Below are 25,361 nucleotides of genomic sequence, written 5' to 3'. Positions count from 1 at the left end.
CCGTCTCGTCACCAGGTCTTCGTTTCGCCCGGAAACCGGCGCTGGCTCATCGGTATACCCTGGCTGTAGTTCTGAACTCCCTCATACACCTGGCGAGAGCCGTGCCATCGGCGATCGCTCGCGATCAGATCGTTAAGATCCTCGATGCGTTCGTGGTTCAACGGATGCGAGCGCAAATAGTCTCCGAGCGCGTCCACCGTCGCCGAAGCGGCCTCGGTCGCCGGGCCCGGCTGTGCCTGCGATGCGGCCGGATCGGGCGCGACCGTGTCGAACCGCGTCATCTCATTTACCATCGCGCGCGGATCGTAGCCGGCCTCGATTGCGAGCATCATGCCATTTTCGTCGGCTTCGGCCTCCTGGTACTTGCTGTAGCCGATGGTCATCGGCATTCGCGCAAAGTCCACCACCTCTCCCAGCGGCTCCGCACCCACGCGGCGCAGCGCAAGCTGGTATTGGTATTGATCGATGCAATGGCGAAGGTCGATGTGCGAGATCTCGTGTCCCAGCACGCCGGCCAACTCGGCCTCTGAATGAAGGAAGGCAAGCATCCCGGTCGTGATGAAGACGTGGCCGCCGGGAACAGCGAACGCGTTAATCTCCGGCGACTGAACAACGTGAAACTTGTAGCTGATATCTTTGCGTGTGGTGTGTTGCGCGAGGCGGTCGCCGACCGCGGTCAGGTAGGGCGCGGACGCCGACTGCCCATACTGCGCGGCGATTGCGCTCGCGATTCTGTCGCCGAGTTCCGTTTCATCGTGCACGGAGACTCGCGTCAGTTGAAGGCCGAAGTCGTCGGCGTCGCGCAGGACGTCGCCCCACAGTTCCATCGCCGCAGAGAGATTCACCCGGTAGGTCGAGCGTCCCAGCGTCGTGACGATCACCGCCGAGAGCGCCAACATTCCAAGCACGACTGCGAGGCGGATTTGAACTCTGGTCACCATTTAGAGAAACCGCCGCATCTGTTCGCGGTAGCGCGTGTAGACGAATGACATACTGATCAGCAGCGCGCCCAGCACGATGAACGACAGGATTCGCGGCAGCGCGTCGAGGTGCTGCAAGTCGTGGGTGAAGACCTTGATGATGCAGACGCCGAAGAGTCCAAGCCCGGACAGGCGCAGCACTCGCTCACGAATTGCGAAACCCGCTATCAGCAGCGCGACCGCCTGCAAACCCCACGCGACGGTCAGCAGGCGCCCCGAGATTTCGTAGAAGAGCAGCAGCGCGAGGAGCGCCGACGCGAGTATCGAGAAGATTGTGCGCGCGTTGAGGTCGATGTACTCGAGCGCCTGCTCGATTCGATTGCCGTTGGTCGGGGTGAACACGCGGTCGCTTCGCGGCGCGAGCATCTCGCATGCGTACAGGCATCCGATCACGATTGCGCCGGTGACCACGCGCTCCGGCATCCCGCCCAGCGAGCCCGGGATGTAGAAGTTGCTCGCCCAACTGCGCGCAAACGTCGCCGCTGCCAGCGCATAGCTCTGGTAGCGAAAATCGACGTCGCGCAGACGAAGGCCGGCCTCGAGCAGGATCACTGCGAAAATCGACCATCCGATTACTGCGGCGACGCGGCCGGCTTCGAACCGAATCAGCACCACGATTAAAATCGCGCCGGCGTGCCGGAAGACTCGGCGGGCGAGGTATTCGAACCATTCCAGGTGCACCCGCAGCTTTTCCTCGTCGAGGCGCTGGGCGGCGTAGTAGAACGCGACGATTACCGGCGCGACGGTCAGCAAACGCTCCGACACGATGCCGAACGATCCGGTCGCGGTGAAGTTCGCGAGGAACAGTCGCGCGAAGGCGCAGGCGGCGAGCGCGTAACCCTCGATTCGCGGCGCGAGCAGTCCGGTCACGAAGCCCGCCTCGATCAGTACGATCGCGAGCGCTGTCCACGCGACTGCGACTGCCGGCGCAGGGAGCATCTGCCACGCCAGTAGCATCGCAAGGACTGCGCCCGCGGCGGATGCTGCGTCGCGCGCCCAGGAGCGCTCGGGTTCCGGCACGGTAGCGTCGGTCTCGCGCATCAACTGGAAGGTCGCCGCGAACGCCATCAAGGTGGTCGGCACTAGCGAAATCCACGGATGCAGATTGGGGAAGCCGAGATCGCCGACTCCGTTGATCAACGCGAGGGCACCAACTCCCGACACGCTCGCCGAGTATCCTTGCGTGCGGAGATCGAAATCGCGCGCGAAGATGCCGTATTCGAACAGGCATCCGCCGAGGATTATCCATCCAAGCCCGACGTATGCGTCGGGAAGTTCTTGCGCGAGCACGACCCACAGGATGAACGTCGCCGTCCACGCAAATGCACGCCAGCCTTTGAATCCGATTCGATTTGCGTAAGCGGCCGCCGCGGTGAGGATCGCGGTCGGAGTCCCTGCGTAAAACAGGTGACCGGCGATCGCCGTCTTCGCGTCGTCTTGTGAATCGTAAATGAGGACTTTTCCGGCGGCCAGCGCAAACACCGCGCCGCCGAGCATACGCAGATATTTGAGTTGGAGGCGCAGACCGAGGATGAACAAAAACTCCGCTTCGAGCAGCAGAGCGACGTTGATGGCGTAGCCGGTGAAGCGGTAGAAAATCGCCGCGGCCATCAACCCCGACGCCAGCGTCGCGGCAACTTCGAAGCTTCCCGATTCAAGGCGCTCGATGATGACTTTCGGAGACGGCTCGACGACTGACGGCGGCACCAATTTCCATCTCAATGCCGCGGTCGCCGCGAATGCGAGGGCGGCATAGGTGAAAAGAATATGGATGGTCGAGGGTGAGAATGCTGACCACTCGATCGTCGCCATTCCAAGGAAACCGACGGCGTTGAGTGCTGCCAATGCCTTCACCGCGTCGTCGCGATTTTCGCGCCGCATGAGTCCGACCAGGTCGAACGCCTCGAACAGCAGCCAGTAAGCCGCGAGTGCGACCTGTCCGGAGACGAATGTGAGATGCGTATCGGCCGGAATTTTCGCGCCCCAGATGTAAGTGACGTACGCGACAACGACGCCCGCAACCGCCATCCGATCCCACGTGAAGCGATACGCGAGATACAGCATCGAAGCGATCAGCACCACCGACGCGAACAGCGCGAGCGACGTGATCGGGCTGATCGCGAGCGTTGCGAAGCCGACGAAATACGCGACCCCGGTTACGACTTCCGATCGGTAGCGGAGCGAGTGAAGAATCATCCCGAGCGCGACCGCGCATAGCACGAGGCTTGCGAGGAGCGGACTCTGGATTACGCGCGCGCTTTCAAACGCGTGCGCCGCGTATGCGGTCGTGTAGAGCGCGGCCCATCCGCCGCCGATCAGTCCGCGCGAGACAATCACATATCGTGCCCGACGCTCGAGCACGACGCCGCCTGACAGCATCGCAAGGCTGACTGCGAGTCCGGTCGCGACTCGCGCGAGCGGGCCGTGATGCGTCAGCGAGTGAGCAAGAAACAACGAGATACCGATCACCAGCACGAGCACGCCGAGCTTGTTGAGCCAGCTACCGCCGACGATCGCTTCCCATTCCTCGCCGGCGAACTGCTCGCGAACGCGTCGCGCAAAAGCGCGCGCGCTTTCAGTCAGCGGTGCGATCGGCCTCCGATAGCTTTCGTTCGTTTCGAGTGGCGCCTGTGAGATCGGAGGCTGTTCAGGCGAAGGCGGCCATTTCAGATCAGGCGTTCCGACCGACGCCTCGCGAAGTGCACGGGCTACTTGTCTCTCTCGCGCTCGCTCAAGGTCCCGGTCGAATGCTGTAGGTTCAGGTGCTCGCGCCGGTTCCGGCTGTGGCGTGACAGGAGCTGGCTCGCCGGAGAATTGCGCAGCTTCGAGCCGCGCGAGACGCTCCTCGAGACGACGAAATGCCGACAAGACGGATTCATAAGTAGCGAGTGCTGCGTCAACTCGGGTACCGATGTCTCGAAGGCGGCGGAAACCGACCACCAGCGCGATTGCCCCTGCAATGATGAACAAAACATCCAAGCGATCGTTACCCCCAGTTCGGCGCCGGACAAATTGCTCCAAATAAATACCACACCGGGTCGCCAGCCGCGCCTATAAAGGTTTCTCTCGTAATCCACAGTCGGCTACGATGCGTCGAGATCGGCAGTCGGGAAAATAGCGCTGACTTAAGCATTGCTTTAATATTTGAACGGCCCGCCGACAGAAACTTGCACGAGGATAACCTTCGATGATCGATCAACAGCCGCTTCGCGGAGTTCGCGTATTGGACCTGACGCGCGTTTTGGCGGGGCCGTTTTGTACTATGAATTTGGCGGACCTCGGCGCCGACGTGATCAAGATCGAGGTGCCGGGGCGGGGGGATGATTCCCGCAGTTTTGCGCCGACGATGCCGTCGGGCGACTCGGGGTATTTTTACAGCGTCAATCGCGGCAAGCGCAGCGTCACGCTCGACTTGCGTATCGAGGAAGGGGCGAAGGTCTTCCTCGAGCTGGTGGCGAAATCGGATGTCGTGGTCGAAAATTTCTCGCCGGGCACGATGGATCGGTTCAAGGTCGGATACGCGCAGCTCAAGGCGGCCAACCCGAAGATTATTTTGTGCTCGATTTCGGGATTCGGGCAGACCGGGCCCATGACTTCGGCGCCCGCTTACGACATCGTGGCGCAGGCGCTCGGCGGTACGATGAGTATCACCGGCAATCCCGGCGGCGAGCCGGTGCGATGCGGCGTGTCGGTCGGCGATCTGTCGGCGGCGCTGTATGGTGTGATTGCGATCTTGTCGGCATTGCGCGTGCGCGACCGCGACGGTGTCGGCAATCATGTCGATATCGCGATGCTCGATTGCCAGGTCGCGATGCTCGAGGACGCGCTCGCGCGCTACTCGGTGTCGGGCAAGATTCCCGGAAGACTCGGCACGCGGCATCCGTCGATCACGCCGTTCCAGCAGTTTCGCGCCGCCGACGATTATTTCGTGATGGGTGCGGGCAACGAGGCAATCTGGCTTCGCTTCTGCGATGCGATCGCCGCGCCTGAGCTCAAGGACGACCCGCGATTTCTGACTAATGCCGACCGTACCGCGAATCACGCGGTGCTCGAGGCGATCCTCGCGCGAATTTTCGCGACCCGGCCGCGCGACCATTGGCTGCGCCTGCTCGGCGACGCGTCGGTGCCATGCGCGCCCATCGCCAACCTCGAGGAAGTGACTCGCGATACGCATCTGGCGGCGCGCAACATGATTCTGCACGCGGAGCATCCGGAGTTTGACGGGCTGATCGTGCCGGGCTCGCCGCTCAAGAGCGCCGGTGATACGGATATTCCTTCGACGCGCTCGCCGCGGCTGGGCGAGAGTACCGACGAAGTGCTGACGAGCGTTCTCGGTTACGATAATTTGCGGCTATCGGAACTGCGCAAGCGGAGTATCATGTAGGGTCAAGGTTTGCGGCCGCGCCAACATCGCACGATGCCGCCGAAGGAGAACATGGTGCGCGAAGTTGTTATCGTCGATGGAGTCAGGGTTCCGATTGGCAAGGCCGGCAAGGACAAGGGCTACTACAAGGATATCCGCGCTGACGATTTGGGCGCGATCTGTATCCGGCGCCTACTCGAAAAGAATCCGAAACTCGACCCCAAGGAAATTGAGGACGTAGTTTGGGGATGCGCGAATCAGACCGGTGAGCAGGGGCTCAACGTCGCCAGGATGATTGGATTGCTGTCGGGACTGCCGGTGGAAGTCGCGGGCACGACGATTGATCGTCAGTGCGGATCGAGCCTGCAGGCGGTGAACTTCGCGGCGCAGGAAATAATGACGGGCGCGGGCGAAGTCGCGATCGCTGGCGGCGTCGAGCATATGACGCACGTCGCGATGGGATCGGGAATCCTGCCCAATCCCAAGCTGATGGATATGTTTCCGCGCGACATGTTTTTCATGGGAATGACGGCTGAGCGGCTGGCCGAGATGTACAAAATTACGCGCGAGCAATCGGATGCGTTCTCGCTCCGATCGAACATGCGCGCGGTGGCGGCGCGCGAACGCTTCAAAGAAGAAATCGTCCCGGTCAAGCTGCCCGATGGCATCGTCGTCGACGTTGACCAGGGACCGCGCACCGAAACCACGATGGAAAAACTCGCGGGGCTGAAGCCTTCGTTCAAGCCCGACGGCCAGGTGACTGCTGGGAATTCCTCACAGTTAAGCGACGGCGCGGCGGCCGTGCTGCTAATGAGTGCGGAGCGGGCGAAGTCGCTCGGCTTGAAACCGTTTGCGAAGATTCGCGCGACCGCAGTGGCGGGAGTCCGTCCCGAAATCATGGGATGGGGTCCGGTCCCGTCGACGCATAAAGCGCTGGCGCGCGCCGGACTGAAAATCGGCGACATCGACTTGTTCGAGATCAACGAGGCTTTCGGCGCCCAGGTGCTCGCGTGCAACACCGATCTGAAGATCGACGAAGAGCGGCTCAACGTGAACGGCGGCGCGATCGCACTAGGGCATCCTCTCGGATGCTCGGGCGCGCGACTGGTCGTAACGTTGACTCATGAGATGCGCCGGCGCGGAGTCGCACTCGGGGTCGCCACGATGTGTATCGGTATTGGCCAGGGAATCGCGACCGTCATCGAGCAGGTATGAGCGGCAGGCAACAACTACTCCGCGTTTTGGCTTTCGTGGCGTCGCTCGCGTTGATCGCTGGCGCATTCTTTAACCTCGAATCCCTGATGGGCGGAAAGCCCAAGACGTTGCTGCGCCTCGACACGCCGCAAGCGGCCTCGTCGCCGGCGGATGAAGGCCTGGAATTCAGCGCACCGGGCCTTGACGGCAGGAGTATCGACCTCAGCAGCTACCGGGGGCATCCGGTTATCGTCGATTTCTGGGCGACCTGGTGCGGGCCGTGCCGCAAGCAGATTCCGGAACTGGTGGCGCTCTACAAAAAGTACAACCGGTCGCGCGGGCTGGTGATAATCGGGGTCTCGTGCGACCTGATTCAGGGTGACGGGGCCAAGGCGGTCGCGCCGTTCGTCGAGGAGTTCCAGATAAATTATCCGATCGCGCTGGCCGACGAGCGGCTGGTCGACAGCATGGGCGTCGAGGCGATACCGACGACGCTGTTCGTCGGGCCTGACGGCAAGCTGGTATCGCGAATCGTGGGAGCGGGCCATGCGGGCGAAATCACCGACAGCGCGAAGCAATTGCTCGACGGCGTGAAACCTCCGGTCTCGCCCAGCAAGCCCGACGACATCAACGGGCACGTCGTCGACATCTCGGTCGTCAGATAATCTCGAAAGGGAATCGTCAACATGCCCGCCACGGCCACGCCAGCCGACCCTATCGCGTGAAACTGCGGATTGTTCGCGGGATAGAGAAGTTTCGACATCGACCTCGTGCGCCAGTCGAATGGACCAGGAAACATCCAGATTGCGAACGTCAAACTGCCGAAGTACGTTACCAGAATCAGCGGAATGAAAATCCGGATGAGAGTTCGCTGTTTCAGCCTGCCGGAGCAGATATCGATCAAGCGCGAGACAGCGGTGGGCAAACGATTCGACATGGATTCTGCGGCGTACGACGGGCGTCCGCACGTCGATAGCATCATTCATGATGAGCGCGCTGTCGGTGCGAGTTGAATCTTCCCGGTTAGATTACATTTGATTTTAATGATCCAGGAAAAGGCGCAAAAGGATGACCTCGGCGGTCCGGGAGTAGCCAGAATCCCGCTGCTGGTGGATTCATGGGCGCGATGCGGGTTAAGATGCCGGGTTAGTGATGGACCCTAAGGAAATCGAGACGATGATTGCGCGCGGGATTCCTGATGCGCAGGTCGAGGTGCGCGACTACACCGGCGGCGGAGACCATTTCGAGGCGCTGGTGGTGAGCCCGAGTTTCGAGGGCAAGGGTCTTATCGAACGGCATCAACTGGTTTATAAGGCACTGGGCGATGCGATGCGCGTGCAGGTGCATGCGCTGACGCTTAAGACGTTGACCCCGGCGCAGTATCAGAATCGCAGATAGAGGAAAGAACATGGCGAGCATAGTCGAAAAGATCGAAGCAGCAGTCAAAGAAAACAAGATCATGATTTTCATGAAGGGCAATCGCAGCTTTCCGCAGTGCGGATTCTCGGCCGCCACGGTTGCGATTTTCGATGAGATCGGCGCGCCGTATGCGACCGCCGACGTGCTGAGCGATCCCGAGCTGCGCGACGCGATCAAGCAATACAGCAACTGGCCGACGATCCCGCAGGTTTATATCGACGGCAAGTTCGTCGGCGGCTGTGATATCATCCGCGAGATGCACGAGTCGGGCGAGCTCGAGCCGATGGTGAAGGCCGCCGTCGGGGCCTCCGCGCAGCAGTAGAAGTTTCCGGAGATTTTTCCAGTCCCCCTTCCCACTATGGGAAGGGGTTAGGTCGCTGTACCTTCACGGAGGCTCTCATGCTTACCGAACAGGAACGGGCTTTTCTCGACGCTCTCGCCAAGGCTCCGATTCCTACTGACGTGATGGGGCTGCGCCAGGCGATGGAAACGTTCACGCCGATGATGAACTCGAATCCGCCCGAGATTGGTGCGTTTCACGAGGGCGTCGAGATTCGTCCCGGCCTCACCGCGGATGTCGCGGTGCCGAAGGGCAACGGACCTCATCCGGTGGTCGTATATCTGCACGGCGGCGGATGGATCGGAGGCAGCCCGAAGACGCATCGCAAGCTCGGGATGCAATTCGCGGACGCGGGGTATCTCACGATCAATCTCGATTACCGGCTCGCGCCCGAGCATCCGTTTCCCGCGGGACTCGACGATTGCATCTATGCGGTGAAGTGGGCCGGCGACAACGCCAAGCGATGGAACGGCGACGCGGCGCGCCTCGCAGTCGGCGGCGATTCTGCCGGCGGCAATCTTACCGCGGCGACGCTCACGTCGCTGGCGGCGGAGAAATATGCAGGCCCGGCGAAGCCGAAAGCGGCGCTTTTGATTTACGGGCTGTTCGATTTTCCCGCGCAGATGAAACGCGACGGCAACGACACGTTCGATGGAATGATCAGGGCATACGCAGGCGCGGGCTATCCGGCGATTCTCGAGGATCCTCGCGTCAGTCCGCTGCGTGCGGTGAAGGCGGGCGCGATGCCACCGAGCTTCGTCATCTGCGGCACTGCGGACACGCTGCTGCCAGAGACGCATTCGATGGCGGACGCACTCAAGCGCGCCGACATCCGGCATGAAGTTGTGATTCTCGAGGACATGCCGCACGGCTTCCTGCAGATGGACGTGCTGTCGGGATGCAAGCAGGGGCTCGACAAGATGTTCGATTTTCTGCGCCGCACGATTTAGCGCGCAAAGTCCGCGACATCCTCACCTGACACGGCGGTCGACCTTTGTAGCAGGTGCACAACTATGGCTTCCGTCTGGCCGGATGGGTCCGATTGACGCATCGATGTCGGGGTGCGATATCGGTGCGCAGGGAGGATCGAACAGTGGGAGGATCAGCCAGTCGCTCAATGACCGCAATCTGTTCCGCATTTTTGATGGGTTTGCTTGCCAGTTCATCTTCCGCTGTCGCTGGCGGAAACTGCCAAACCAAGCTGTTGGGGAAATCCTTCGCTTGCAACCTCAAGCTCTCGAATGGGCCACCAACCACCGATTGCTTCGAATTCACCAGCGGAACCTCTCAGAATTTTAATTTTTTCGATGATACATTTGGCAACTTCGGCTGCGCGTGCGACACAACAGGTTCCTTCAATTCGCCCAAATTCGATAGTTCATCGGATGCCTTCGAATGCGTCGACGATTCCGGAACTCAAATCAACGGTAAGATAAAAGGTAAGAAGATCAGTGGCCAGGGAACCGATATAGATGGCAACTCGCTGATCTATACCTGCACAGTTGGTCCATCTTGCGGCTGACTCCGAAGGATAGAACGGGACGACTCGCCACCCGATAGGAGTGGGTCTACCAGAAGCGGACGCGGCCGGTGTCTACGTGGACGAAGTTGCTCTTCGGGTAGTAGCCGACGCCGCCGGCTTGCTGCGCGAGTGCTGCGCCGCGAAGTTGCGCGAGGCTTCGGCCCGGGACGCAGATGTCGATCGCCTTGCCGTCGATGTGCAGGCTGTGGACAGCGACGCCTTCGCTGTTCGCATGGAGCATCGCGTTGGTCAGGGGAGAGCGATATCCGGAAATCACCTGGAACGGCTCCTTGGTGCCTAGTCGATGTTGGATCCGGGTGAGCAAATCGAGGAGCGTGGGATCGATCGGCTTTACTTCGTTAGCGCGGAAGTCGCGCAGGACGTAGTTGACGCGATCGAGTTCCCCGGGAATGTAGTGCCCATTTTCCCAATAAGTCGTGGTCAGGCTTTCACCGGTGTGCAGAGCGTAGAACTTGAGCGATCGGCGCCGAAGCTGGACGGTGGTACGCGCCATCGCGACCGCGGGCACAACTAGTTGTGCCGCGGCAATCGCGCTAATGCGGAGGAAGCTCCTCCGCGATAATGCCCCGCGATGCGTCAGTTGCGACTCTGGCTTTTCGGTCACTTGTCGTCGCCGCGATCGAATTCGCCGGCGTTCCCCTTGCGCGTTCGGACCCAAGCGTCACCTCGCGCGCGATTCCTTCTTGATCGTCTAAGACTTCCCCAGCCCGAGACCAGTCAATAAGAGTATCAATACCGTCAGCCCGCGCAAGAGCCTTCACCGCGTCGATTCCGCCGGTGCCTCTGCGGTAAATGTCGCGATCGCTCTCGAGGAAAATCCGGCCGTCGTCCAGCCGCGCCAGCATCAGGGGATAATAGGCGATTACGCCGCGATCATTCAGATCGACGTCGTTGAACAGCGCCTCAATGTCGTCAGGATGCAGGCGGACGCATCCGTGGGTTCGGTAACTGTATACGCTGACGGGGTGATTGGTCCCGTGGATACCGATCACCGGGAAGCTCAGGCCGATCCAGTATTTGCCGAGCGGATTGTCCGGTCCGGGGTCCACTTCGTCCTCGACGTCCTTGCCCGCCTCCTCCTCTTCGCGCTGAATCGAGGCTGGCACGCGCCAGGTCGGATCTTCTTGCAACTGGATCACTTTGAACGCGCCGATGGGAGTCTGCCACTGCCGGGCAGGTTGCCCGATCGCAACCGGATAGGCGCCTCTCAAACGGCCACCCTCGAAGTGAAAAAGCATCCGCTGAGGCAGGTTGACCTCGATCAAGTCGGCGTCTTCGATGGGAACGATATGGCGATTGTCGATATGAACCGTGTCGCCGGCATGCAGCCGATCGGTAACCTGCTTGCCGTTCTCGAGGGCCAATACTTTGGGGCTCTCGCCGAAACGCGATCCGATACTGGTGAAGGTGCTGCCCTCCCAGACGATGAAATCAAACTCGCCGCCGGAGATCTGATGCGAAATCGGCGGGAGCGGCGCGGCGGGCTCCTCGGCCCTGGGAGCGGTAGTTGCGAGTAAAAGAAAAGCGAAGATGATCGCAGTAGTCAGTTTTCCAATCGACGTCGTCACACTTCAATTGTGACGAATTTTGGAAATCGGGACTAATCGGTTCGTCCATAAGGGGTCTCACCGGGACGCTATTGTCGAATATTAATTTCGGCTAGGCGTTCATCGAACGCGAATAGCGAACGGCGCGGCCTACTTTCTTATTTTCTTGAGCGCCTGCTCGACCCCGGGCATCCGCTTGGGAAGCTCCTTGCCTTGCATTTTGACCTGCATCAGACCGCCGATGCCGAGAATCATGTGATGCGAGTGGGCGTTGCGAATCGAGGTGCTGAAGCCCATCGCATCCTGCGCGGAATTGACGGCCCACTTGACCATCCGCAGAGTGAAGCGATCGCTCTCGGCGATTCGATTTGCGAGCGCCATCGTTTCGGCCTCGAGCTCGGCGCGCGGCACCACCATGTTGACGAAGCCGAGGCGGGCCGCCTCGTCGGCGTCGACGAAGCGGCTCTGGAAAAGAATTTCCTTGGCCTTGCGCGGTGGCATGTCCCACGGAATCGAGAAGTACTGCAGCAGCGAGGGCAGAAACTTGGCGTCGTCGGACGCGACGACCAGATCCATCGCCGCCGCGAACATCCAGCCGCCGAAGATGCACAGGCCCTGCACCTGCGCGATGGTGGGCTTGTCGAGATCGCGCCATCGCAAGGTGTTGTCGAGGAACATCTCGCGCGAGCGGGCGTATTCACCGCGGACGCCTTTGGGAAACGGGCGGCGAGCCTGGTCCTCTTTTTCTTCGGGCGTGCCGAGGTCGTGACCCGAGCAAAAATTGTCGCCGGCGCCCGCGAGTATGATTACGCGGATGTCATCGTCGGCTTTGGCCTGGGCGAAAGCGGCGTCCATTTCCTCGAGCAGCCGCCGCGATTGCGCGTTCTTGTAGCGCGGGCGGTTGAGGATGACTTTGGCAACGCGATCATGCTTTTCGTAGAGAACTGGTTTTTCTTCCATAGTCGTTTTCATCCTGACAGCGAGCTTTGAGATGATCGCGCGACCTAACCCCTTCCCATAGTGGGAAGGGGAACAAAAGTAAAAGCGTCGTAGGCCCGCGCGGCGGGCTTGATTGAAGTTCGATGCGTTGGGTACGGTCGGGATCATCTTTGCGGAAGGCGGTGCGAATTCATGGCGCTGTGGAAACCTGATCAAACTTTCTACCCGTCGGCGCGGATGGCGATGCAGGCGCCGCGGGAGAAGCTCGGCTACGTCGTCGCGTTCAATCCGAACACGAGCAACGGAAAGCATGACGCGCTGTGCGTGCTCGATCTCGAGCCGAACTCGAAAACCTACTCGCAAGTCGTCGGCCGCACCGAAGTGCCAAACGTCGGCGACGAGTTGCATCATTTCGGTTGGAACGCATGCAGCGCGGCGCTGTGTCCCTATGCGCCGCATCCTCATATAGAGCGCCGATACCTGCTGGTGCCGGGCCTGCGATCATCGCGGATTTACGTTTTCGATACCAAGCCCGACGCGACCAAGCCGAAGCTGGTGAAGACGATCGAGGCCGAGGAGATTGCGTCGCGCGCGGGATACAGCCGGCCGCATACGATTCATTGCGGGCCCGACGCGATATACGTGAGTGCGCTCGGCGATCCCAAGGGCGACGGGCCGGGCGGAATTTTCCTGCTCGACCACGAGAGCTTCGACGTGCTTGGACGATGGGAAGTCGATCGGGGGCCGCAATTCTTCGCCTACGATTTTTGGTGGCATCTCGGCTGGGACGTTGCCGTCACCAGTGAATGGGGCACGCCCAACATGATCGAAAACGGCGTGGTGCCCGACCTGCTGCTCGGCAACAAATACGGTCACGCGATTCATATCTGGAACCTGCGCAACCGGCGGCATCTCAAGTCGCTCGACCTCGGCGCCGAGAATCAATTGGTGCTCGAGCTCCGTCCGTCGCACGATCCGACCAAGACCTACGGATTCGTCGGAGTGGTCATCTCGACCAAGGATTTGTCTGCGTCTATTTGGCTGTGGCATCGCGACAACGGCGAATGGAAAGTTCGCAAGGTGATCGAGATTCCCGCCGAGCCCGCCGACGAAGGCGTGCTGCCGCCCGCGCTCAAGCCGTTCAAGGCGGTGCCGCCGCTGATTACCGACATCAACCTGAGTCTCGACGATAAATTTTTGTACGTCGCGTGTTTCGGCACTGGCGACCTGAAGCAGTACGACGTGAGCGACCCGTTCAAGCCGAGAGAGACTGGCAGCGTGCGGCTGGGCGGGATCGTGTCGCACGGGAAGCATCCGAAGAGCGGGCCGCTGAACGGCGGATCGCAGATGATCGAGCTCAGTCGCGACGGGCGGCGTGTCTACATGTCGAATTCGCTGTACGGAGCGTGGGACGCGCAGTTCTATCCCGAAGGCATTCGCGGCTGGATCGCGAAAATCGATTGCGCGCCGACGGGTGGCATGACGATCGATCCGAATTTCTTAACGACCTTCGACGGCGAGCGGCCGCATCAGATTCGGCTCGAGGGCGGCGACTCGTCGTCCGACTCGTTCTGCTATCCGTGACCTCCGCGTGGCCGTGGATAGCAGTCGCGGCGCTCGGCGCGTATCACGGGATCGATCCGTCGATGGGCTGGCTGTTCGCGGTCGCGCTGGGGCTGCAGGAGCGTCGGCGCTCGAAGGTGATTTGGGCGCTCGGTCCGATAGCGCTCGGACATCTGGTGTCGATCGCGGCGGTCGTGGCGATTATCGGCGGTCTGCGGCTGTTCTTCGCGATTGCTTTGCTTCGCCCGATCGGCGCGGCCGCGCTGATCCTGTTTGGGCTGTTTCGTTTTATCTGGCCGCGTGCGCATCCGCGATGGGTTGCGATGCGGGTGAATGCGTCCGAGCTGGCGCTGTGGTCGTTCCTGATGGCGTCGGCGCACGGCGCGGGCCTGATGCTGTTGCCGATACTGATCGGGATGACGCCGAATTCCCCGCAGGTACATCAGATGGCGACAGTCTGCGGATCGTATACGGTCGCGCAGGCGATAGCGGTGGTGCTGGTGCATACCGGCGCGATGATCGCGGTGACCGGAGTGATTGCGATCCTCGTCTACGAATGGGTCGGTCTGGCGATCTTGCGCAGCGCCTGGATCAATCTCGACACAATCTGGGCGGGCGCGCTGGTAGCCGCGGGAGTCCTGTCGCTGGCTATCTGACGGTCATCGGAGGTCTGGGGGTCACTTTTTTTGGATGCGGCGGCATGGCAGCATCGGGGGGTATGAACGCATTGCGGATTCTGCTGATCGAGGATGAAGCCCGGCTGGCTAATTCGGTCAAGCAGGGACTTGTCGAGGACGGCTTTGCGGTCGAAATCGCCGGGAGTGCCGAGGCGGCCGAGCCGATAATCGCGCACGGCGCGCTCGACCTGATCGTGCTCGACATCGGGCTGCCCGGGAAAAGCGGGCTCGAACTGCTGCGCGAGATGCGCGCGGCGGGCAACCAGACGCCCGTGTTGATCCTGACGGCGCGCGGGACGCTCGAGGAGCGCGTGGCGGGACTCGACAGCGGCAGCGACGACTACCTGGCCAAGCCGTTCGCGTTTGCCGAGCTGGTGGCGAGAATCAAGGCGCTGGCGCGGCGTCCGCGGACGGCAGTATCGGCGATTCTCAAAGTCGGCGACCTGGAATTCGACACCGTCAAGCGACGCGCGAAAATCGGCGAGCACAATCTCAACCTCTCGCCGAAAGAAAAGATGCTGCTCGAACTGCTGATGCGAAACGCCGGGCAGGTGGTGACGCGCGACATGATCGCGGAGACGGTCTGGGATTCGAACTACAACTCGCTGACCAACCTGATCGAAGTATTCGTGAATCGGCTGCGGCAGAAGATCGATCCGCGCGCCGATCGGTCGCTGATAGTCACCGTGCGCGGAGTTGGATACACGATGCGCGCGGAATGACGCCGCGGATGACAACGAAACGCGATCGCCGCCAATGACGATCAGACTCAGGCTGACAATTTATTGGGCGACGGTGCTGGCGGCGATTTTGCTGGTCGCGGCAATCGCAGCGATCCAACTGTTCGAGCGTCAGCAATTCGGCGCGCTCGACGCCGCGCTGCTGGAGGAGGCCGAGAACGCAGCCGACCAAATCCAGCGCGGCGGCACTTCGAGTGCGATCGGAATTCTGCAACGGCTCAGTCTCGAGACCGATATCGGGCCGGGCCGACGCGTGCGAATCGTCACGGCGCACGCCGAATTTGGAAATGCCGGCGACGTCCACACGATCCCGCCGCCATTCGATCCGTCACTGCCCACTCATCCGGCGATCGTCGGCAACCGCCTGTTCAGGTTCGCGGTGGTTCCGATGCTCTACAACGGCGATATCGCGTATCTGCAGAGCGGCGTGCAGGCGGGCCTGGTCGAGGAATCGGTGAGCGGCCTGCGCAACCTGCTGTTGTTGATGTTGCCGATCGTGCTGATGCTATGCGTCGGCGGCGGGTACCTGCTGGCGGGCCGGGCGCTGCGTCCGATTGAATCGGTGACCGAGGAGCTCGACGCGATTGGGCCCACCAATCTCAGCTCGCGGCTGACGGTCCCGCCGGTGGCTGACGAAGTCGCGCGGCTCACGGCAGAAATCAACTCACTGCTGGATCGCCTCGAGCGCGCGTCCGCGACCGAACGCCGGTTCGCGTCCGACGCGGCGCATGAGCTGCGGACGCCGCTGGCTGTTCTGCGCACGGGGCTCGAGGTTGCGCTCGCGCGCGACCGCACGCCCGCGGAAAATCGCGCTGCCCTTGGCGCGGCGCATCGCGAGGCGCTGGCGCTGTGCAGGATTGCCGACGAGCTGCTGATGCTGTCGCGGCTCAACGGCGAAGTGATGGTCGACAGGCACAAGCTGAACCTTCGCGCGCTGCTGAGCGAGATAGCCGGGACGGTTGGACCACTGGCGCAAGCGCGGGAGATGAAACTTTCGGTCAGCGCGCCCGAGGACGTGTTCGTCAACGGCAACGAGGGGCATCTGCGCCGCCTGATTGTGAATCTGCTCGACAATGCGCTGAAGTTCACGCCGGCGGGGGGATCGATCGACGTCAGCCTGAAGAGCGACGCCAATCGGGCGGTTATCCGGGTCGCCGATACCGGCGAGGGGATCCATCCGGCGGAGCTGCCGCATATTTTCGATCGCTTTTTTCGCGGCTCAGGATCGCCCGGCGAAGGTAGCGGCCTGGGTTTGAGTCTGTGCCGGGAAATTGCGCGGGCGCACGGCGGTGATATTGCCGCCGCGAATCTCCCGTCGGGGGGATCGGCGTTCGTCGTGACGCTGGCGCTGTTTCACGAAGATCCAAACAAAGCGACCGTGCCGCTCCGATAGCCGCCGCCCACATTTAGCTTAACTTCCATTAATTTGGACCGTTGGCGGGCCGCTGTTAGAATTTTCAAAATGGAGCCGTCTTGCCGCCACCTATCTGCGGCCGTTCTTGCTACCGCGATCCTTTGCTGGACGCCGGTGGCGCGCGCCGCGAGCATCACTCTGTCCGACGCGATCGATCGCGCGTTGCACGTAGCGCCTTCGGTCGATGTCGCCGCCGCGGCGAGCGACATGAGCGTCGCGCACGTGCGCGAGCAGCGCGCTCCACTGTTTCCCACGATCGGAGCGGGCGCCGAGTATTACCAGGCCCCCGGCTACAACGAGGTCGTTACCAACCGCGGGCTGTCGGCCGCGATGTTGACGCTCGACTATACGGCGTGGGACTGGGGACGGCGGCGGGCGCTGCTGCGCGCGGCTGAGTACGTGAACGAAGCGTCGCGGCTCGGGGTGGCGGCGGCGCGTGCACAAATTGTTTTTGATACTTCGATCGCGTACTTCGATCTGCTTCGCGCCCGCGGTGAGCAGCGCGCTTTGCAGGACAGCCTGGAGCGGATGACGCGCTACGTAACGACGATCCAGGCGCTCGAAAAAAGCGGGCGCGTGATCACCAATGACGTTTTGAAGTTCCGCACCGCGCGCGACAGCGCCGAACTTGCACTCGACGCGGCGCGGAGCAACAGCGAGCGCGCGACCGCAACCCTCGGCATTTTAATCGGCGAGCCGAATCAGCCTGATCTCGACATCGCGAGCCTGACCGGACTTCCGCCGCAGCCGTCGGGCGATCTGGCGCAAAGCCCGGTGATACAGGCGGCGCAGCGCGCGATAGCGTCGGCGAACTCGCAAATCGAGGCAGCGAAGGCCGAGCGCCTTCCGACCTTCCAGGTCGCATTCACCACCGGGTTTGTCGGTATCGATCCACCCGAGACTGTCTCGCACAACTTTGGCGGATCGTACGACGGCGTCATGTCGCTGCCGATATTCGACGGCGGGCTGATCGCGTCGCACATCGATCAGGCGAAGGCGAAAGCGCATTCAGCGGCGGCGCAAGCACGTCAGGCCGAGTACATCCTCAAGCGGCGAGTCGCGGACGCGTCGCTTCGCTACGATGAGGCGAAGCGGCAGCTCGATATCCTGTTGCGCGCGCAGCCGACCGCGGACGACAACTTCGGGCTGACGTGGTCACGATTCCTCGGCGGCGGATCCGCGACGATGCTCGAGGTGCTCGACGCCTATCAACAGGCCGAGCAGTTGCGGCTCCAGCGCTTCGACCAGGAATTCAACGCGCGCGAAGCGGTGGCGGAGACCAGCCTCCTCTTCGGCCATATTCAGTGATGAAGCGCGCGGACGGGAACCGTCGCGCGATCGCGGCCTTCGCGGCGGTGCTGGCGATCGCGATGGCGCTGCTGACGGGATGCGGCGGCGGAAAATCAGCGGACGACGAAGACTCGACGCCGCCGTCCAATCCCACCCTGCTGGTGAGTGCGGCCAGGGCCGAAGTTCATCCGATGACGAGTGAGCTGCGGCTGCTCGGCAAGACAGTCGCGATGCGCCACGTGATCATACGCGCGCCGACCGCGGGTCGGGTCACGGGAATGAAGCTCATCACCGGCGATTCGGTGCGCAAGGGCCAGGTCGTCGCGCACGTAATCAATCGCGAAATCGAAGCGGCGGAAGCGGGACTTGCGGTCGCACGCAAAATCGATCCGCAAGACGCGCCGCGGCTGGCTGCGTCGGTGCAGCGCTACAATCACAGCGTGGGAATACCGGTGGTCGCGCCGGAACCCGGCATCGTCTCGCAACCGCCGGTTACCAGCGGCCAGATGGTGGCCGACCTCGACACGATTGTCGACCTGATCGATCCGGCGAGTCTCTATATCGAGACGTCGGTGCCGGTGAGCCAGCTTTCGCTGGTGAAGCCCGGAATGACCGCAACCGTGACGACGCCGTTTCGTCCCGGCGTCGAGTTTCCTGCGCGCATCGCGGCGATTCTGCCGACCTTCGACGCGGCCAGCGCGACCTCGTCGGTGCGGACGGACTTCACCGGCGCCGAGCGTCTCGCGGAAGCGGGCGCGCCGGTTGAAGTTCGGGTCGAGACGGCAAGCGCGCCTAACGCGATCGTGGTTCCGGTCGCCGCGCTGTTTCAGGATCAGGGCGTCGATCGTTACCACGTGTTCGTGATCGGTCCCGACGGCAAGGCGCATCGTACGGACATCAAAGTCGGACTGCGCGATCAGGATCATGTTCAAGTGACTGAGGGCATCAAGGCGGGCGACCTGGTCGTCACTTCGGGCGGCTACGCTTTATCCGACGGCCTTGGCGTTCGCGTTGCGCAGGGAAATCAATGACGCGCAGCAGCTCGACGCTGGCAGTGCTGTCTGTCCTGGCAGCAAGCGTGCTCGGGGTGATCCTGGCGCGGACGATTCCGAGCGCGGTGTTTCCCGAGATCATTTTTCGCCGCGCGACGATTCTCGCCGACAGCGGTGACTTGCCCGCTGACCAGATGCTCGCTTCTGTCACGCGGCCGTTGGAGGAGAGCGCTTACAGCATTCAGGGCGTGCAGCTGGTGCGATCGACGACGACGCGCGGCAGCTCTGAGATAGACGTCACCTTCGGCGAAGACTCGGACCCGCAGATCGGTTTCCAGGTGCTCAGCGCCGCGGTCGCGCATACGCGCGCGCAGTTGCCCAACGATACCTCGGTCGACGCCGTGCTGCTGACGACCGGCACGTTCCCAATCGTCGATATCAGCCTGAGTTCAAAGACTCGCAGCCTGCCGGAGCTTACCGACGTCGTAAACTACGACCTGGTGCCGAGTCTGCACAGAATCGAGGGCACTTACCGCGTCGGCGTGATCGGCGGCAAGCATCGCGAGTTCGTGGTGCGGCTCGATCCGGCGCGGATGCTGCAGCATGACATGTCTCCGGGCGATGTCGTCGCCGGGCTGACGAAGAACAATGTGATCGCGTCGGCGGGCAGGATGAACGAATCGCATCGGATGCTGCTGACGGTAGTGACCACCGACCTGCATCAGGCGGATCAGATTGCGTCGGTACCGATAACGTCGGTGAATGGTCAGCCAGTGCGCGTCAGCGATATCGGCTCGGTGGAACTTGGAATCCAGGAAGACTACGTCCGCGCGGCGTCCGAGCACGGCCCCTCGGTGCTGGTGGGAATCTCGCGGCGGCCGAGCGGCAGCACTGAACAGGTCGCAGCCGAGGCGCGCCAGATCCTCGCGGAGTTTCGCCAGCGCTATCCCGACATTCAGTTCTCGATCTCGTACGATCAGTCGGACCTGGTTGCCGAATCGCTCAAAAGCGTGCGCGACGCGATCGTGCTGGGCCTCGCGTTGTCGGTGCTGGTGGTGCTGGGCTTCACGATGAGCCCGCTCAGCGCGCTGGTCGCCGCGATCGTGGTGCCATGCACCGTCGCGATCACTTTCATCGTGATGAAGGCGGTCGGCCTGACCTTCAACATGATGACGCTGGGCGGGCTGGCGGCGGGAATCGGACTTTTCATCGACGACGCAATCGTGATGATCGAAGCGATTCATCGCGAGCTCGGAGCCGGCAAGTCCGCCGGCGATGCGGTGGCCGAGGCGCTCCATAGTCTTCGGCGACCGCTGATCGCCTCGACCATGACGGTGATCGTCGTATTCGGGCCGCTGGTATTCACTTCAGGCGTGACCGGCGTTTTCTTCCGATCACTGGCAGCGACGCTCGGCGGAGGATTGGCGATTTCGTTGATCCTCGCAATCTACTTCACGCCGGCAATGGAACTGGCGATTGCGCGGTTTCGCGGCCGCGCGCGCGAAGCAGGACGCATCTATCACGGCGTTCAGACTGCATTTCTCATGGCAGTCCGGCCTTTCGTCCGGATTCCGGCGCTGGCAATTCCGGTCGCGATCGTTTCAATGCTCGTTGCGTACTTCATCTACAACAACATCGGTACTGACTATCTGCCGCCGCTCGATGAAGGCGCCTTTGTTCTCGACTACATCACGCCGCCGCAGAGCACGATGGCCGACACGACCGCGATGCTCGAGTCTATTCAATCGATTCTGAAATCGACGCCGGAAGTAGCTTCGTTCAGCCGCCGGACCGGCACCCAGCTTGGATTTTTTCTGACCGAATCGAATACCGGCGACATGTCCGTGCGGCTCAAGCCTGACCGCAAACGTGATATCGACGAGGTCACTGATTCGATCCGCGGGCGCATCCTGAATACGGTGCCCGGAGTACAGGTGGAGTTTTCGCAAGTGCTGCAGGATTTGATCGGCGACCTTTCGGGCGTTCCGGAGCCGATCGAAGTGAAGGTTTTCGGCACCGATCAGAAAGTTATCGAAGCGACCGCGCGGCAGGTGGCCGACAAGATGCGCTCGATCCACGGGCTGGTGGACGTCAAAAACGGAATTATCGAAAGCATCCCGGAAGAAGCGGTCGTCGTCGATAACACTTCGGCGGCGCGCTACGGATTGAACGCCGATGATATCCGCACTGCGCTCGATTCCGTGATTCAAGGGACCGTCGCCACCAGCGTGCTGTCTGGAGATCGCCTGGTCAACGTGCGCGTCCGCTATCCAGACGCATTCCACGAAGATCTCGGGACTCTGTCGGAGGTCATCCTCAAGTCGAGCACCAATGCGCGCGTGCCGCTCTCGTCGGTCACCAAGCTAAACTTTCTCGGCGCGACCAACGAAATCGATCGGGAACGTCAGCGGCCCGTCGTGCACGTCACCGGGCGGCTCGAGGGTGTCGACCTCGGCACGGGCGTCAACGCTGTGAAGCAGAGCCTCTCGAAGATGCCGCTGCCTGCCGGAGTATCGCTCGAATACGGCGGGCTATACGCACAGCAACAACAGGCGTTTCACGAGCTCGCGCTGGTGCTGGTGGCGGGCACGATCTTGATGTTCCTGATCCTGGTCTGGGAGTTCGCGCGAATTGCGCCCGCGCTCGCATGTCTGATAGCCGCGATGGCGTGTCTGGCCGGTAGCTTCATCGCGCTCGACGTGACCGGCATGACGCTCAACATCTCGTCGTTCATGGGAATCATCATGGTAGCGGGAATCACCGCGAAGAACGGCATCCTGCTGCTCGACCATGCCGAGCGTGAAGTCTTCTCCGGCACCAGGCCGAGAGCGGCGCTGTTGGATGCCGCCACGGTGCGGCTGCGGCCCATCATGATGACAACGCTCGCGACGGCGGCGGGCCTGTTCCCGCTGGCACTCGGCTACGGGGCCGGCGCCAAGGTTCAGCAGCCGTTGGCGATAGCGGTGATCGGCGGCCTCGCGTTCGCGATGTTTCTATCAACTCCGCTGGCAGGTGGAATCTATCTGATGGGGACGCGTAGCAGTGGCCGCAACGAAGATCGCTCGTCGGGCAGCCTGCCTTAGATCACGCCGGGCAGCAGACGGTACCCGACGTGATCCATGTAGCCGCGGTACGCGGTATCTGCGCTCAGGTGGGTTTCTTCCTGGTCGATTCGCCACACCATGAACGGAAGCGTCGCGACGATCAAAATAACATTGCGCGGGTTCGTGTAGGACATCGCATAGCCAATCGAAAGGATGAGCCATCCTAAATATATTGGATGACGGACCCATCGGAACGGGCCTTTCGACACGATTCCACGGTTCGCCGGCAAGATACCGAAGCTGCGGCCCATGTATACTCGCGCGACCTGGGTCAGCACGACGCCGCACAACTCAAAGAGGAGTCCGGCCGTGGCGAGCGCGCCGGTCGATCGATCGATCGGACGCATGAAGCACGGAAGGATCAGCATCGCGCCAGATGCGGCGATCGTCCGTAGATTCACAGTCGCGCTGCGCGGGGCGAATCGCGCAAATGACATCACGGCCATAATTGCGGCGCCGGTCAACCAGACAATGTTTGCGGCTCCGGCCAAGCTAAAGCTGAGTTCGCGGCCGGCTGGCAGCGTCGCGAGTAAAAAGGATACAGCGAGCAGGCAATCGCCGAGAGCGTGCCTCAATCCCGCGACTGTCACATGCGATTGCGGAGCCGTGGTGGGCGCCGGAATACGGGCGGCGACTGCTTCCATGAATACATAGTGCGCTGCTCACATTATATGAAGCAAGCAATCGTGATTATAAGTGAGTATTGTACTTAGTATTCACATCTATACTCACTCGTAACAGTCAAGGTCCCGCGAAGCTCGTCACTGATTAGCTATTCAGGTCGCAGCGTCGCGTGATTAGTGCAATCGGATAAAGGATCTAAATGTAGCGTCGGGGATTGATACGTAACTGGGCCGAATCGGCGCCATTGCCGCCCGCGATACCTTTGCTAAGATGACCGACCTGAGTCTGGGAATCTCCTCGAGTGCCGAGGTGGCGGAATGGCAGACGCAGAGGACTCAAAATCCTCCGTGGGCAACCACGTGCGGGTTCAAGTCCCGCCCTCGGCACCACCTCGCGCCCCAGGATGGCAATCGCCGTCACGCTAACTCCTGCATCCGATCGCGCGTGGATCTCGCGTTGATCCGAGTGCTTCAGCACACGCAGTCACTCATAGCGGAGCGCTTCGATAGGATCGAGTCTCGACGCCTTGCGCGCCGGATACCATCCGAAGAACAGCCCGACCGCCGCCGCGAAGGCAAACCCGCCGAAGACTGCGACCGGCGAAATCAGGGTAGGCCAGGACGCCAGCGCGGACAGTATCTTGGACGCAACTATTCCCAGCGCGACACCCGCGAGTCCTCCCACGATGCTGAGTAGCGCGGACTCGACCAGGAACTGAAAAAGTATCTGCACACGCCGCGCGCCGACCGCCATCCGGATTCCGATCTCTCGCGTTCGCTCAGTAACCGATACCAGCATGATGTTCATGATTCCGATCCCGCCGACCAGCAGCGAGATCGAAGCTACCGCAGCCAGCAGCAATGTCATCACCGCGCTGGCACTTTCCGAGGCTTGTGCGATTTCGCTGAGGCTGCGGACGGTAAAGTCGTCGTCTTCACGAGGACCGATGCGATGACGCCGATGCAACAATTGCTGGACCTGCGTTTGCACCGAATCGACTTCCTGGGCGCTGCGAGCCGTGATGAAGATCAGATTTACCACTCCTGAGATCTTTGACGACCCGCTGAATGGGCTGATCATTGTGATACTTGCTGCATAGATCGGATTGGTGGCGGTGGTGCTTGGTACACCAATATAAGGGTTGAGAACGGGATTGCTCGATCCAGTAGAGCTCGGAGGGACGCTCTCCGTTACTTGCGAAGTACCCAGCACCTTTCGCTCCGCGGTGTTGAAAGGAAGGAGGACCACATCGTCCTGGTCTGTGCCGAAGCTGGATTGCCCTTTGACGCCGAGGACCCCGACAACGCGCAGTGGAAAATTTTTCACCCGGACTACAGTGCCGACCGGATCCTCACCCGGACCGTACAGATTGTTAACGACTGTACGTCCGAGCAAGCACACGGGCGCGGCGCTGCGCTCTTCCTCGTCCGTAAAGTTGCGCCCATCGACCACCGGCCAGTCGCGAATCGTCAGGTAGATCGGAGTGGTGCCAGCGATGCTGGTGCTCCAGTTCTGATGCGCGTATACGACCTGTGCCACCTGGTGGTCAGCGTAGCTGACGGCGGCAGCGCCAAGGACTTCTTTCTGAATTGCCTCGCCATCCGCGACGGTCAGAGTCGAGATACTGCCCGCCCCCGCACGAACACCGTTGGCGGTCGTCGCACCGGGCAGCACCACCAGCAGATTGGTGCCGAGGCTTTGGATCTGCTGCTGCACCGAATATCGCGCGCCATTGCCCACCGCCACCATCGCGATCACCGCGGCGACTCCTATGAAGATGCCGAGCATGGTCAGCGCGGCGCGGGTCTTGTTGCGCCTGAGCGCTCGTGCCGCGGCACTCAGCGCCATCGTGCCGAATTTGCGCGTGCGGTTTAGGCCGTTGCCGTTCGCCGCCTGCTCGAGAGACCCACTCATTGCGGCGAGGGTTTCGGCCTTGGCTGGGGCGCGTGTTCGAACGTCCGACAGAATCGCGCCGTCGCGGAATGTCACCACCCGATCGGTGTAGGCGGCAACGTCCGCGTCGTGTGTCACTACCAGGACAGTTATCCCCTGTTCGCGGTTAAGCCGGCTGATGATCTCCATGATCTCGGCGGAGTTCTTCGAGTCCAGATTTCCGGTGGGCTCGTCGGCCAGCAGGATCGCAGGACGGTTGATTAGCGAGCGCGCTATGGCAACGCGTTGTTGCTGGCCGCCGGAGAGCTGATTCGGATTGTTGTTCTCGCGACCTTTGAGCCCGAGCATTTCGAGCAGTTCTCCGGCGCGTTGCTCGCCATGGAGGTTGCGCTCCGAGTAAAAGAGCGGTAGCTCGACGTTCTCGATCGCGGTGGTTCGCGCTAGCAGGTTGAAGGTTTGGAAAACGAAGCCAATTCGACTGCTGCGAATCGCTGCCAACTGTTCTTCTTTGAGCGAGGCGACATGGATGCCTTCGAGCAGGTAACGGCCACCGGTGGGACGATCGAGGCATCCGATGATGTTCATCAGGGTCGACTTGCCCGAACCCGACGCACCCATGATTGCGAGGAATTCGCCGCGCTCGACGCTAAGCGAGACGTTCCGCAGAGCCTGCACTTCGACCTCACCCATGCGGTAGGTCTTGTTCAGTCCTTCGATCTGGATAACCGCCGACATCGTT

General features: G+C 61.6%; 22 protein-coding genes and 1 tRNA gene. 16 read left to right on the top strand and 7 right to left on the bottom strand.

From position 1 onward, the window contains the following. Positions 1–8: 8 nt before the first annotated feature. On the bottom strand, positions 9–941 hold the full coding sequence (locus WB650_RS23790) for a M48 family metalloprotease (RefSeq protein WP_422306914.1): 933 nt from the start codon (positions 939–941) through the stop codon (positions 9–11). After that, positions 942–3,959 (bottom strand): DUF2339 domain-containing protein, encoded by a 3,018-nt coding sequence (locus WB650_RS23785; protein WP_422306912.1) that lies wholly within the window; start codon positions 3,957–3,959, stop codon positions 942–944. A gap of 208 nt (positions 3,960–4,167) precedes the next feature. Here WB650_RS23785 and WB650_RS23780 point away from each other — a divergent pair, with 208 nt between their 5' ends. The 8 genes from WB650_RS23780 to WB650_RS23745 all read left to right on the top strand — a co-directional run bounded on the left by WB650_RS23780 (position 4,168) and on the right by WB650_RS23745 (position 9,818). Beyond that, on the top strand, positions 4,168–5,364 hold the full coding sequence (locus WB650_RS23780) for a CaiB/BaiF CoA transferase family protein (protein WP_423962296.1): 1,197 nt from the start codon (positions 4,168–4,170) through the stop codon (positions 5,362–5,364). Between the two features lie 51 nt (positions 5,365–5,415). Beyond that, positions 5,416–6,558 (top strand): thiolase family protein, encoded by a 1,143-nt coding sequence (locus WB650_RS23775; RefSeq protein WP_422306374.1) that lies wholly within the window; start codon positions 5,416–5,418, stop codon positions 6,556–6,558. Beyond that, positions 6,555–7,202 (top strand): TlpA family protein disulfide reductase, encoded by a 648-nt coding sequence (locus tag WB650_RS23770; protein WP_422306371.1) that lies wholly within the window; start codon positions 6,555–6,557, stop codon positions 7,200–7,202. The genes WB650_RS23775 and WB650_RS23770 overlap by 4 nt, the downstream gene beginning before the upstream one ends. A gap of 195 nt (positions 7,203–7,397) precedes the next feature. After that, positions 7,398–7,550: a hypothetical protein gene (locus WB650_RS23765; RefSeq protein WP_422306369.1), complete on the top strand. Its 153-nt coding sequence runs from the start codon at positions 7,398–7,400 to the stop codon at positions 7,548–7,550. 139 nt (positions 7,551–7,689) lie between these two features. After that, positions 7,690–7,935, top strand: coding sequence for a BolA family protein (locus WB650_RS23760; RefSeq protein ID WP_422306367.1), 246 nt, complete (start codon positions 7,690–7,692; stop codon positions 7,933–7,935). A 10-nt stretch (positions 7,936–7,945) separates the two neighbouring features. Further along, positions 7,946–8,278, top strand: a complete 333-nt coding sequence (gene grxD / locus WB650_RS23755) for a Grx4 family monothiol glutaredoxin (protein WP_423962294.1) — start codon at positions 7,946–7,948, stop codon at positions 8,276–8,278. Between the two features lie 77 nt (positions 8,279–8,355). Next, a complete protein-coding gene (locus WB650_RS23750; RefSeq protein WP_422300642.1) occupies positions 8,356–9,246 on the top strand; it encodes an alpha/beta hydrolase in 891 nt (296 codons plus the stop codon). Between the two features lie 143 nt (positions 9,247–9,389). Then, positions 9,390–9,818, top strand: coding sequence for a hypothetical protein (locus tag WB650_RS23745; protein ID WP_422300641.1), 429 nt, complete (start codon positions 9,390–9,392; stop codon positions 9,816–9,818). 46 nt (positions 9,819–9,864) lie between these two features. On the opposite strand, the gene WB650_RS23740 is transcribed toward WB650_RS23745, so the two are convergent. From WB650_RS23740 to WB650_RS23730, 3 genes are all read right to left on the bottom strand, one after another. After that, the gene (locus WB650_RS23740) at positions 9,865–10,332 is read right to left on the bottom strand and encodes a DUF882 domain-containing protein (protein WP_422300640.1); all 468 of its coding nucleotides are present in this window, start codon (positions 10,330–10,332) and stop codon (positions 9,865–9,867) included. A 40-nt stretch (positions 10,333–10,372) separates the two neighbouring features. Further along, a complete protein-coding gene (locus WB650_RS23735; protein WP_422300639.1) occupies positions 10,373–11,407 on the bottom strand; it encodes a L,D-transpeptidase in 1,035 nt (344 codons plus the stop codon). Between the two features lie 129 nt (positions 11,408–11,536). Further along, the gene (locus WB650_RS23730; RefSeq protein WP_422300638.1) at positions 11,537–12,346 is read right to left on the bottom strand and encodes an enoyl-CoA hydratase-related protein; all 810 of its coding nucleotides are present in this window, start codon (positions 12,344–12,346) and stop codon (positions 11,537–11,539) included. A 171-nt stretch (positions 12,347–12,517) separates the two neighbouring features. Between WB650_RS23730 and WB650_RS23725 the strand changes: the two genes are divergently transcribed. The 7 genes from WB650_RS23725 (at position 12,518) to WB650_RS23695 (ending at position 22,084) form a co-directional block, all read left to right on the top strand. Then, positions 12,518–13,909 (top strand): selenium-binding protein SBP56-related protein, encoded by a 1,392-nt coding sequence (locus tag WB650_RS23725; protein WP_422307899.1) that lies wholly within the window; start codon positions 12,518–12,520, stop codon positions 13,907–13,909. Then, the gene (locus tag WB650_RS23720) at positions 13,906–14,544 is read left to right on the top strand and encodes a hypothetical protein (protein WP_422307901.1); all 639 of its coding nucleotides are present in this window, start codon (positions 13,906–13,908) and stop codon (positions 14,542–14,544) included. Before WB650_RS23725 ends, WB650_RS23720 begins: the two co-directional genes overlap by 4 nt. Positions 14,545–14,588: 44 nt before the next feature. Further along, entirely contained in the window at positions 14,589–15,287 is a 699-nt protein-coding gene (locus WB650_RS23715; RefSeq protein WP_422307903.1) for a response regulator transcription factor, read from the top strand. Between the two features lie 34 nt (positions 15,288–15,321). After that, positions 15,322–16,698, top strand: a complete 1,377-nt coding sequence (locus WB650_RS23710) for a sensor histidine kinase (RefSeq protein ID WP_423962288.1) — start codon at positions 15,322–15,324, stop codon at positions 16,696–16,698. A 69-nt stretch (positions 16,699–16,767) separates the two neighbouring features. Then, positions 16,768–18,027 (top strand): TolC family protein, encoded by a 1,260-nt coding sequence (locus WB650_RS23705; protein ID WP_422307908.1) that lies wholly within the window; start codon positions 16,768–16,770, stop codon positions 18,025–18,027. Then, entirely contained in the window at positions 18,027–19,040 is a 1,014-nt protein-coding gene (locus WB650_RS23700; protein ID WP_422307910.1) for an efflux RND transporter periplasmic adaptor subunit, read from the top strand. The genes WB650_RS23705 and WB650_RS23700 overlap by 1 nt, the downstream gene beginning before the upstream one ends. Continuing rightward, entirely contained in the window at positions 19,037–22,084 is a 3,048-nt protein-coding gene (locus tag WB650_RS23695) for an efflux RND transporter permease subunit (protein WP_423962286.1), read from the top strand. Before WB650_RS23700 ends, WB650_RS23695 begins: the two co-directional genes overlap by 4 nt. Here the strand turns inward: WB650_RS23695 and WB650_RS23690 are convergent. Beyond that, entirely contained in the window at positions 22,081–22,749 is a 669-nt protein-coding gene (locus WB650_RS23690) for a methyltransferase family protein (RefSeq protein ID WP_422305015.1), read from the bottom strand. The two genes, WB650_RS23695 and WB650_RS23690, sit on opposite strands and share 4 nt — an antisense overlap. Before the next feature lie 283 nt (positions 22,750–23,032). On the opposite strand from WB650_RS23690, the gene WB650_RS23685 reads away from it, so the two are divergent. Continuing rightward, a tRNA-Leu gene (locus WB650_RS23685) sits at positions 23,033–23,118 on the top strand. A 94-nt stretch (positions 23,119–23,212) separates the two neighbouring features. On the opposite strand, the gene WB650_RS23680 is transcribed toward WB650_RS23685, so the two are convergent. Then, positions 23,213–25,357 (bottom strand): ABC transporter permease, encoded by a 2,145-nt coding sequence (locus WB650_RS23680; RefSeq protein ID WP_423962284.1) that lies wholly within the window; start codon positions 25,355–25,357, stop codon positions 23,213–23,215. Positions 25,358–25,361 lie beyond the last annotated feature (4 nt).

The organism is Binatus sp. (SeqCode), from assembly GCF_049584895.1.
In the GTDB taxonomy this organism is placed as follows: domain Bacteria; phylum Desulfobacterota; class Binatia; order Binatales; family Binataceae; genus Binatus.
This window is presented reverse-complemented; position numbering and strand designations above follow the sequence as displayed.

What these genes read in the sequence shown, in the direction of transcription:
- WB650_RS23790 (WP_422306914.1), bottom strand. Translation starts at nt 941, where the DNA reads ATGGTGACCAGAGTTCAAATCCGCCTCGCAGTCGTGCTTGGAATGTTG.
- WB650_RS23780 (WP_423962296.1), top strand. Translation starts at nt 4,168, where the DNA reads ATGATCGATCAACAGCCGCTTCGCGGAGTTCGCGTATTGGACCTGACG.
- WB650_RS23775 (WP_422306374.1), top strand. Translation starts at nt 5,416, where the DNA reads ATGGTGCGCGAAGTTGTTATCGTCGATGGAGTCAGGGTTCCGATTGGC.
- WB650_RS23770 (WP_422306371.1), top strand. Translation starts at nt 6,555, where the DNA reads ATGAGCGGCAGGCAACAACTACTCCGCGTTTTGGCTTTCGTGGCGTCG.
- WB650_RS23765 (WP_422306369.1), top strand. Translation starts at nt 7,398, where the DNA reads ATGAGAGTTCGCTGTTTCAGCCTGCCGGAGCAGATATCGATCAAGCGC.
- WB650_RS23760 (WP_422306367.1), top strand. Translation starts at nt 7,690, where the DNA reads ATGGACCCTAAGGAAATCGAGACGATGATTGCGCGCGGGATTCCTGAT.
- grxD (WP_423962294.1), top strand. Translation starts at nt 7,946, where the DNA reads ATGGCGAGCATAGTCGAAAAGATCGAAGCAGCAGTCAAAGAAAACAAG.
- WB650_RS23750 (WP_422300642.1), top strand. Translation starts at nt 8,356, where the DNA reads ATGCTTACCGAACAGGAACGGGCTTTTCTCGACGCTCTCGCCAAGGCT.
- WB650_RS23740 (WP_422300640.1), bottom strand. Translation starts at nt 10,332, where the DNA reads ATGGCGCGTACCACCGTCCAGCTTCGGCGCCGATCGCTCAAGTTCTAC.
- WB650_RS23730 (WP_422300638.1), bottom strand. Translation starts at nt 12,346, where the DNA reads ATGGAAGAAAAACCAGTTCTCTACGAAAAGCATGATCGCGTTGCCAAA.
- WB650_RS23725 (WP_422307899.1), top strand. Translation starts at nt 12,518, where the DNA reads ATGGCGCTGTGGAAACCTGATCAAACTTTCTACCCGTCGGCGCGGATG.
- WB650_RS23715 (WP_422307903.1), top strand. Translation starts at nt 14,589, where the DNA reads ATGGCAGCATCGGGGGGTATGAACGCATTGCGGATTCTGCTGATCGAG.
- WB650_RS23710 (WP_423962288.1), top strand. Translation starts at nt 15,322, where the DNA reads ATGACGATCAGACTCAGGCTGACAATTTATTGGGCGACGGTGCTGGCG.
- WB650_RS23705 (WP_422307908.1), top strand. Translation starts at nt 16,768, where the DNA reads ATGGAGCCGTCTTGCCGCCACCTATCTGCGGCCGTTCTTGCTACCGCG.
- WB650_RS23700 (WP_422307910.1), top strand. Translation starts at nt 18,027, where the DNA reads ATGAAGCGCGCGGACGGGAACCGTCGCGCGATCGCGGCCTTCGCGGCG.
- WB650_RS23695 (WP_423962286.1), top strand. Translation starts at nt 19,037, where the DNA reads ATGACGCGCAGCAGCTCGACGCTGGCAGTGCTGTCTGTCCTGGCAGCA.
- WB650_RS23690 (WP_422305015.1), bottom strand. Translation starts at nt 22,749, where the DNA reads ATGGAAGCAGTCGCCGCCCGTATTCCGGCGCCCACCACGGCTCCGCAA.
- WB650_RS23680 (WP_423962284.1), bottom strand. Translation starts at nt 25,357, where the DNA reads ATGTCGGCGGTTATCCAGATCGAAGGACTGAACAAGACCTACCGCATG.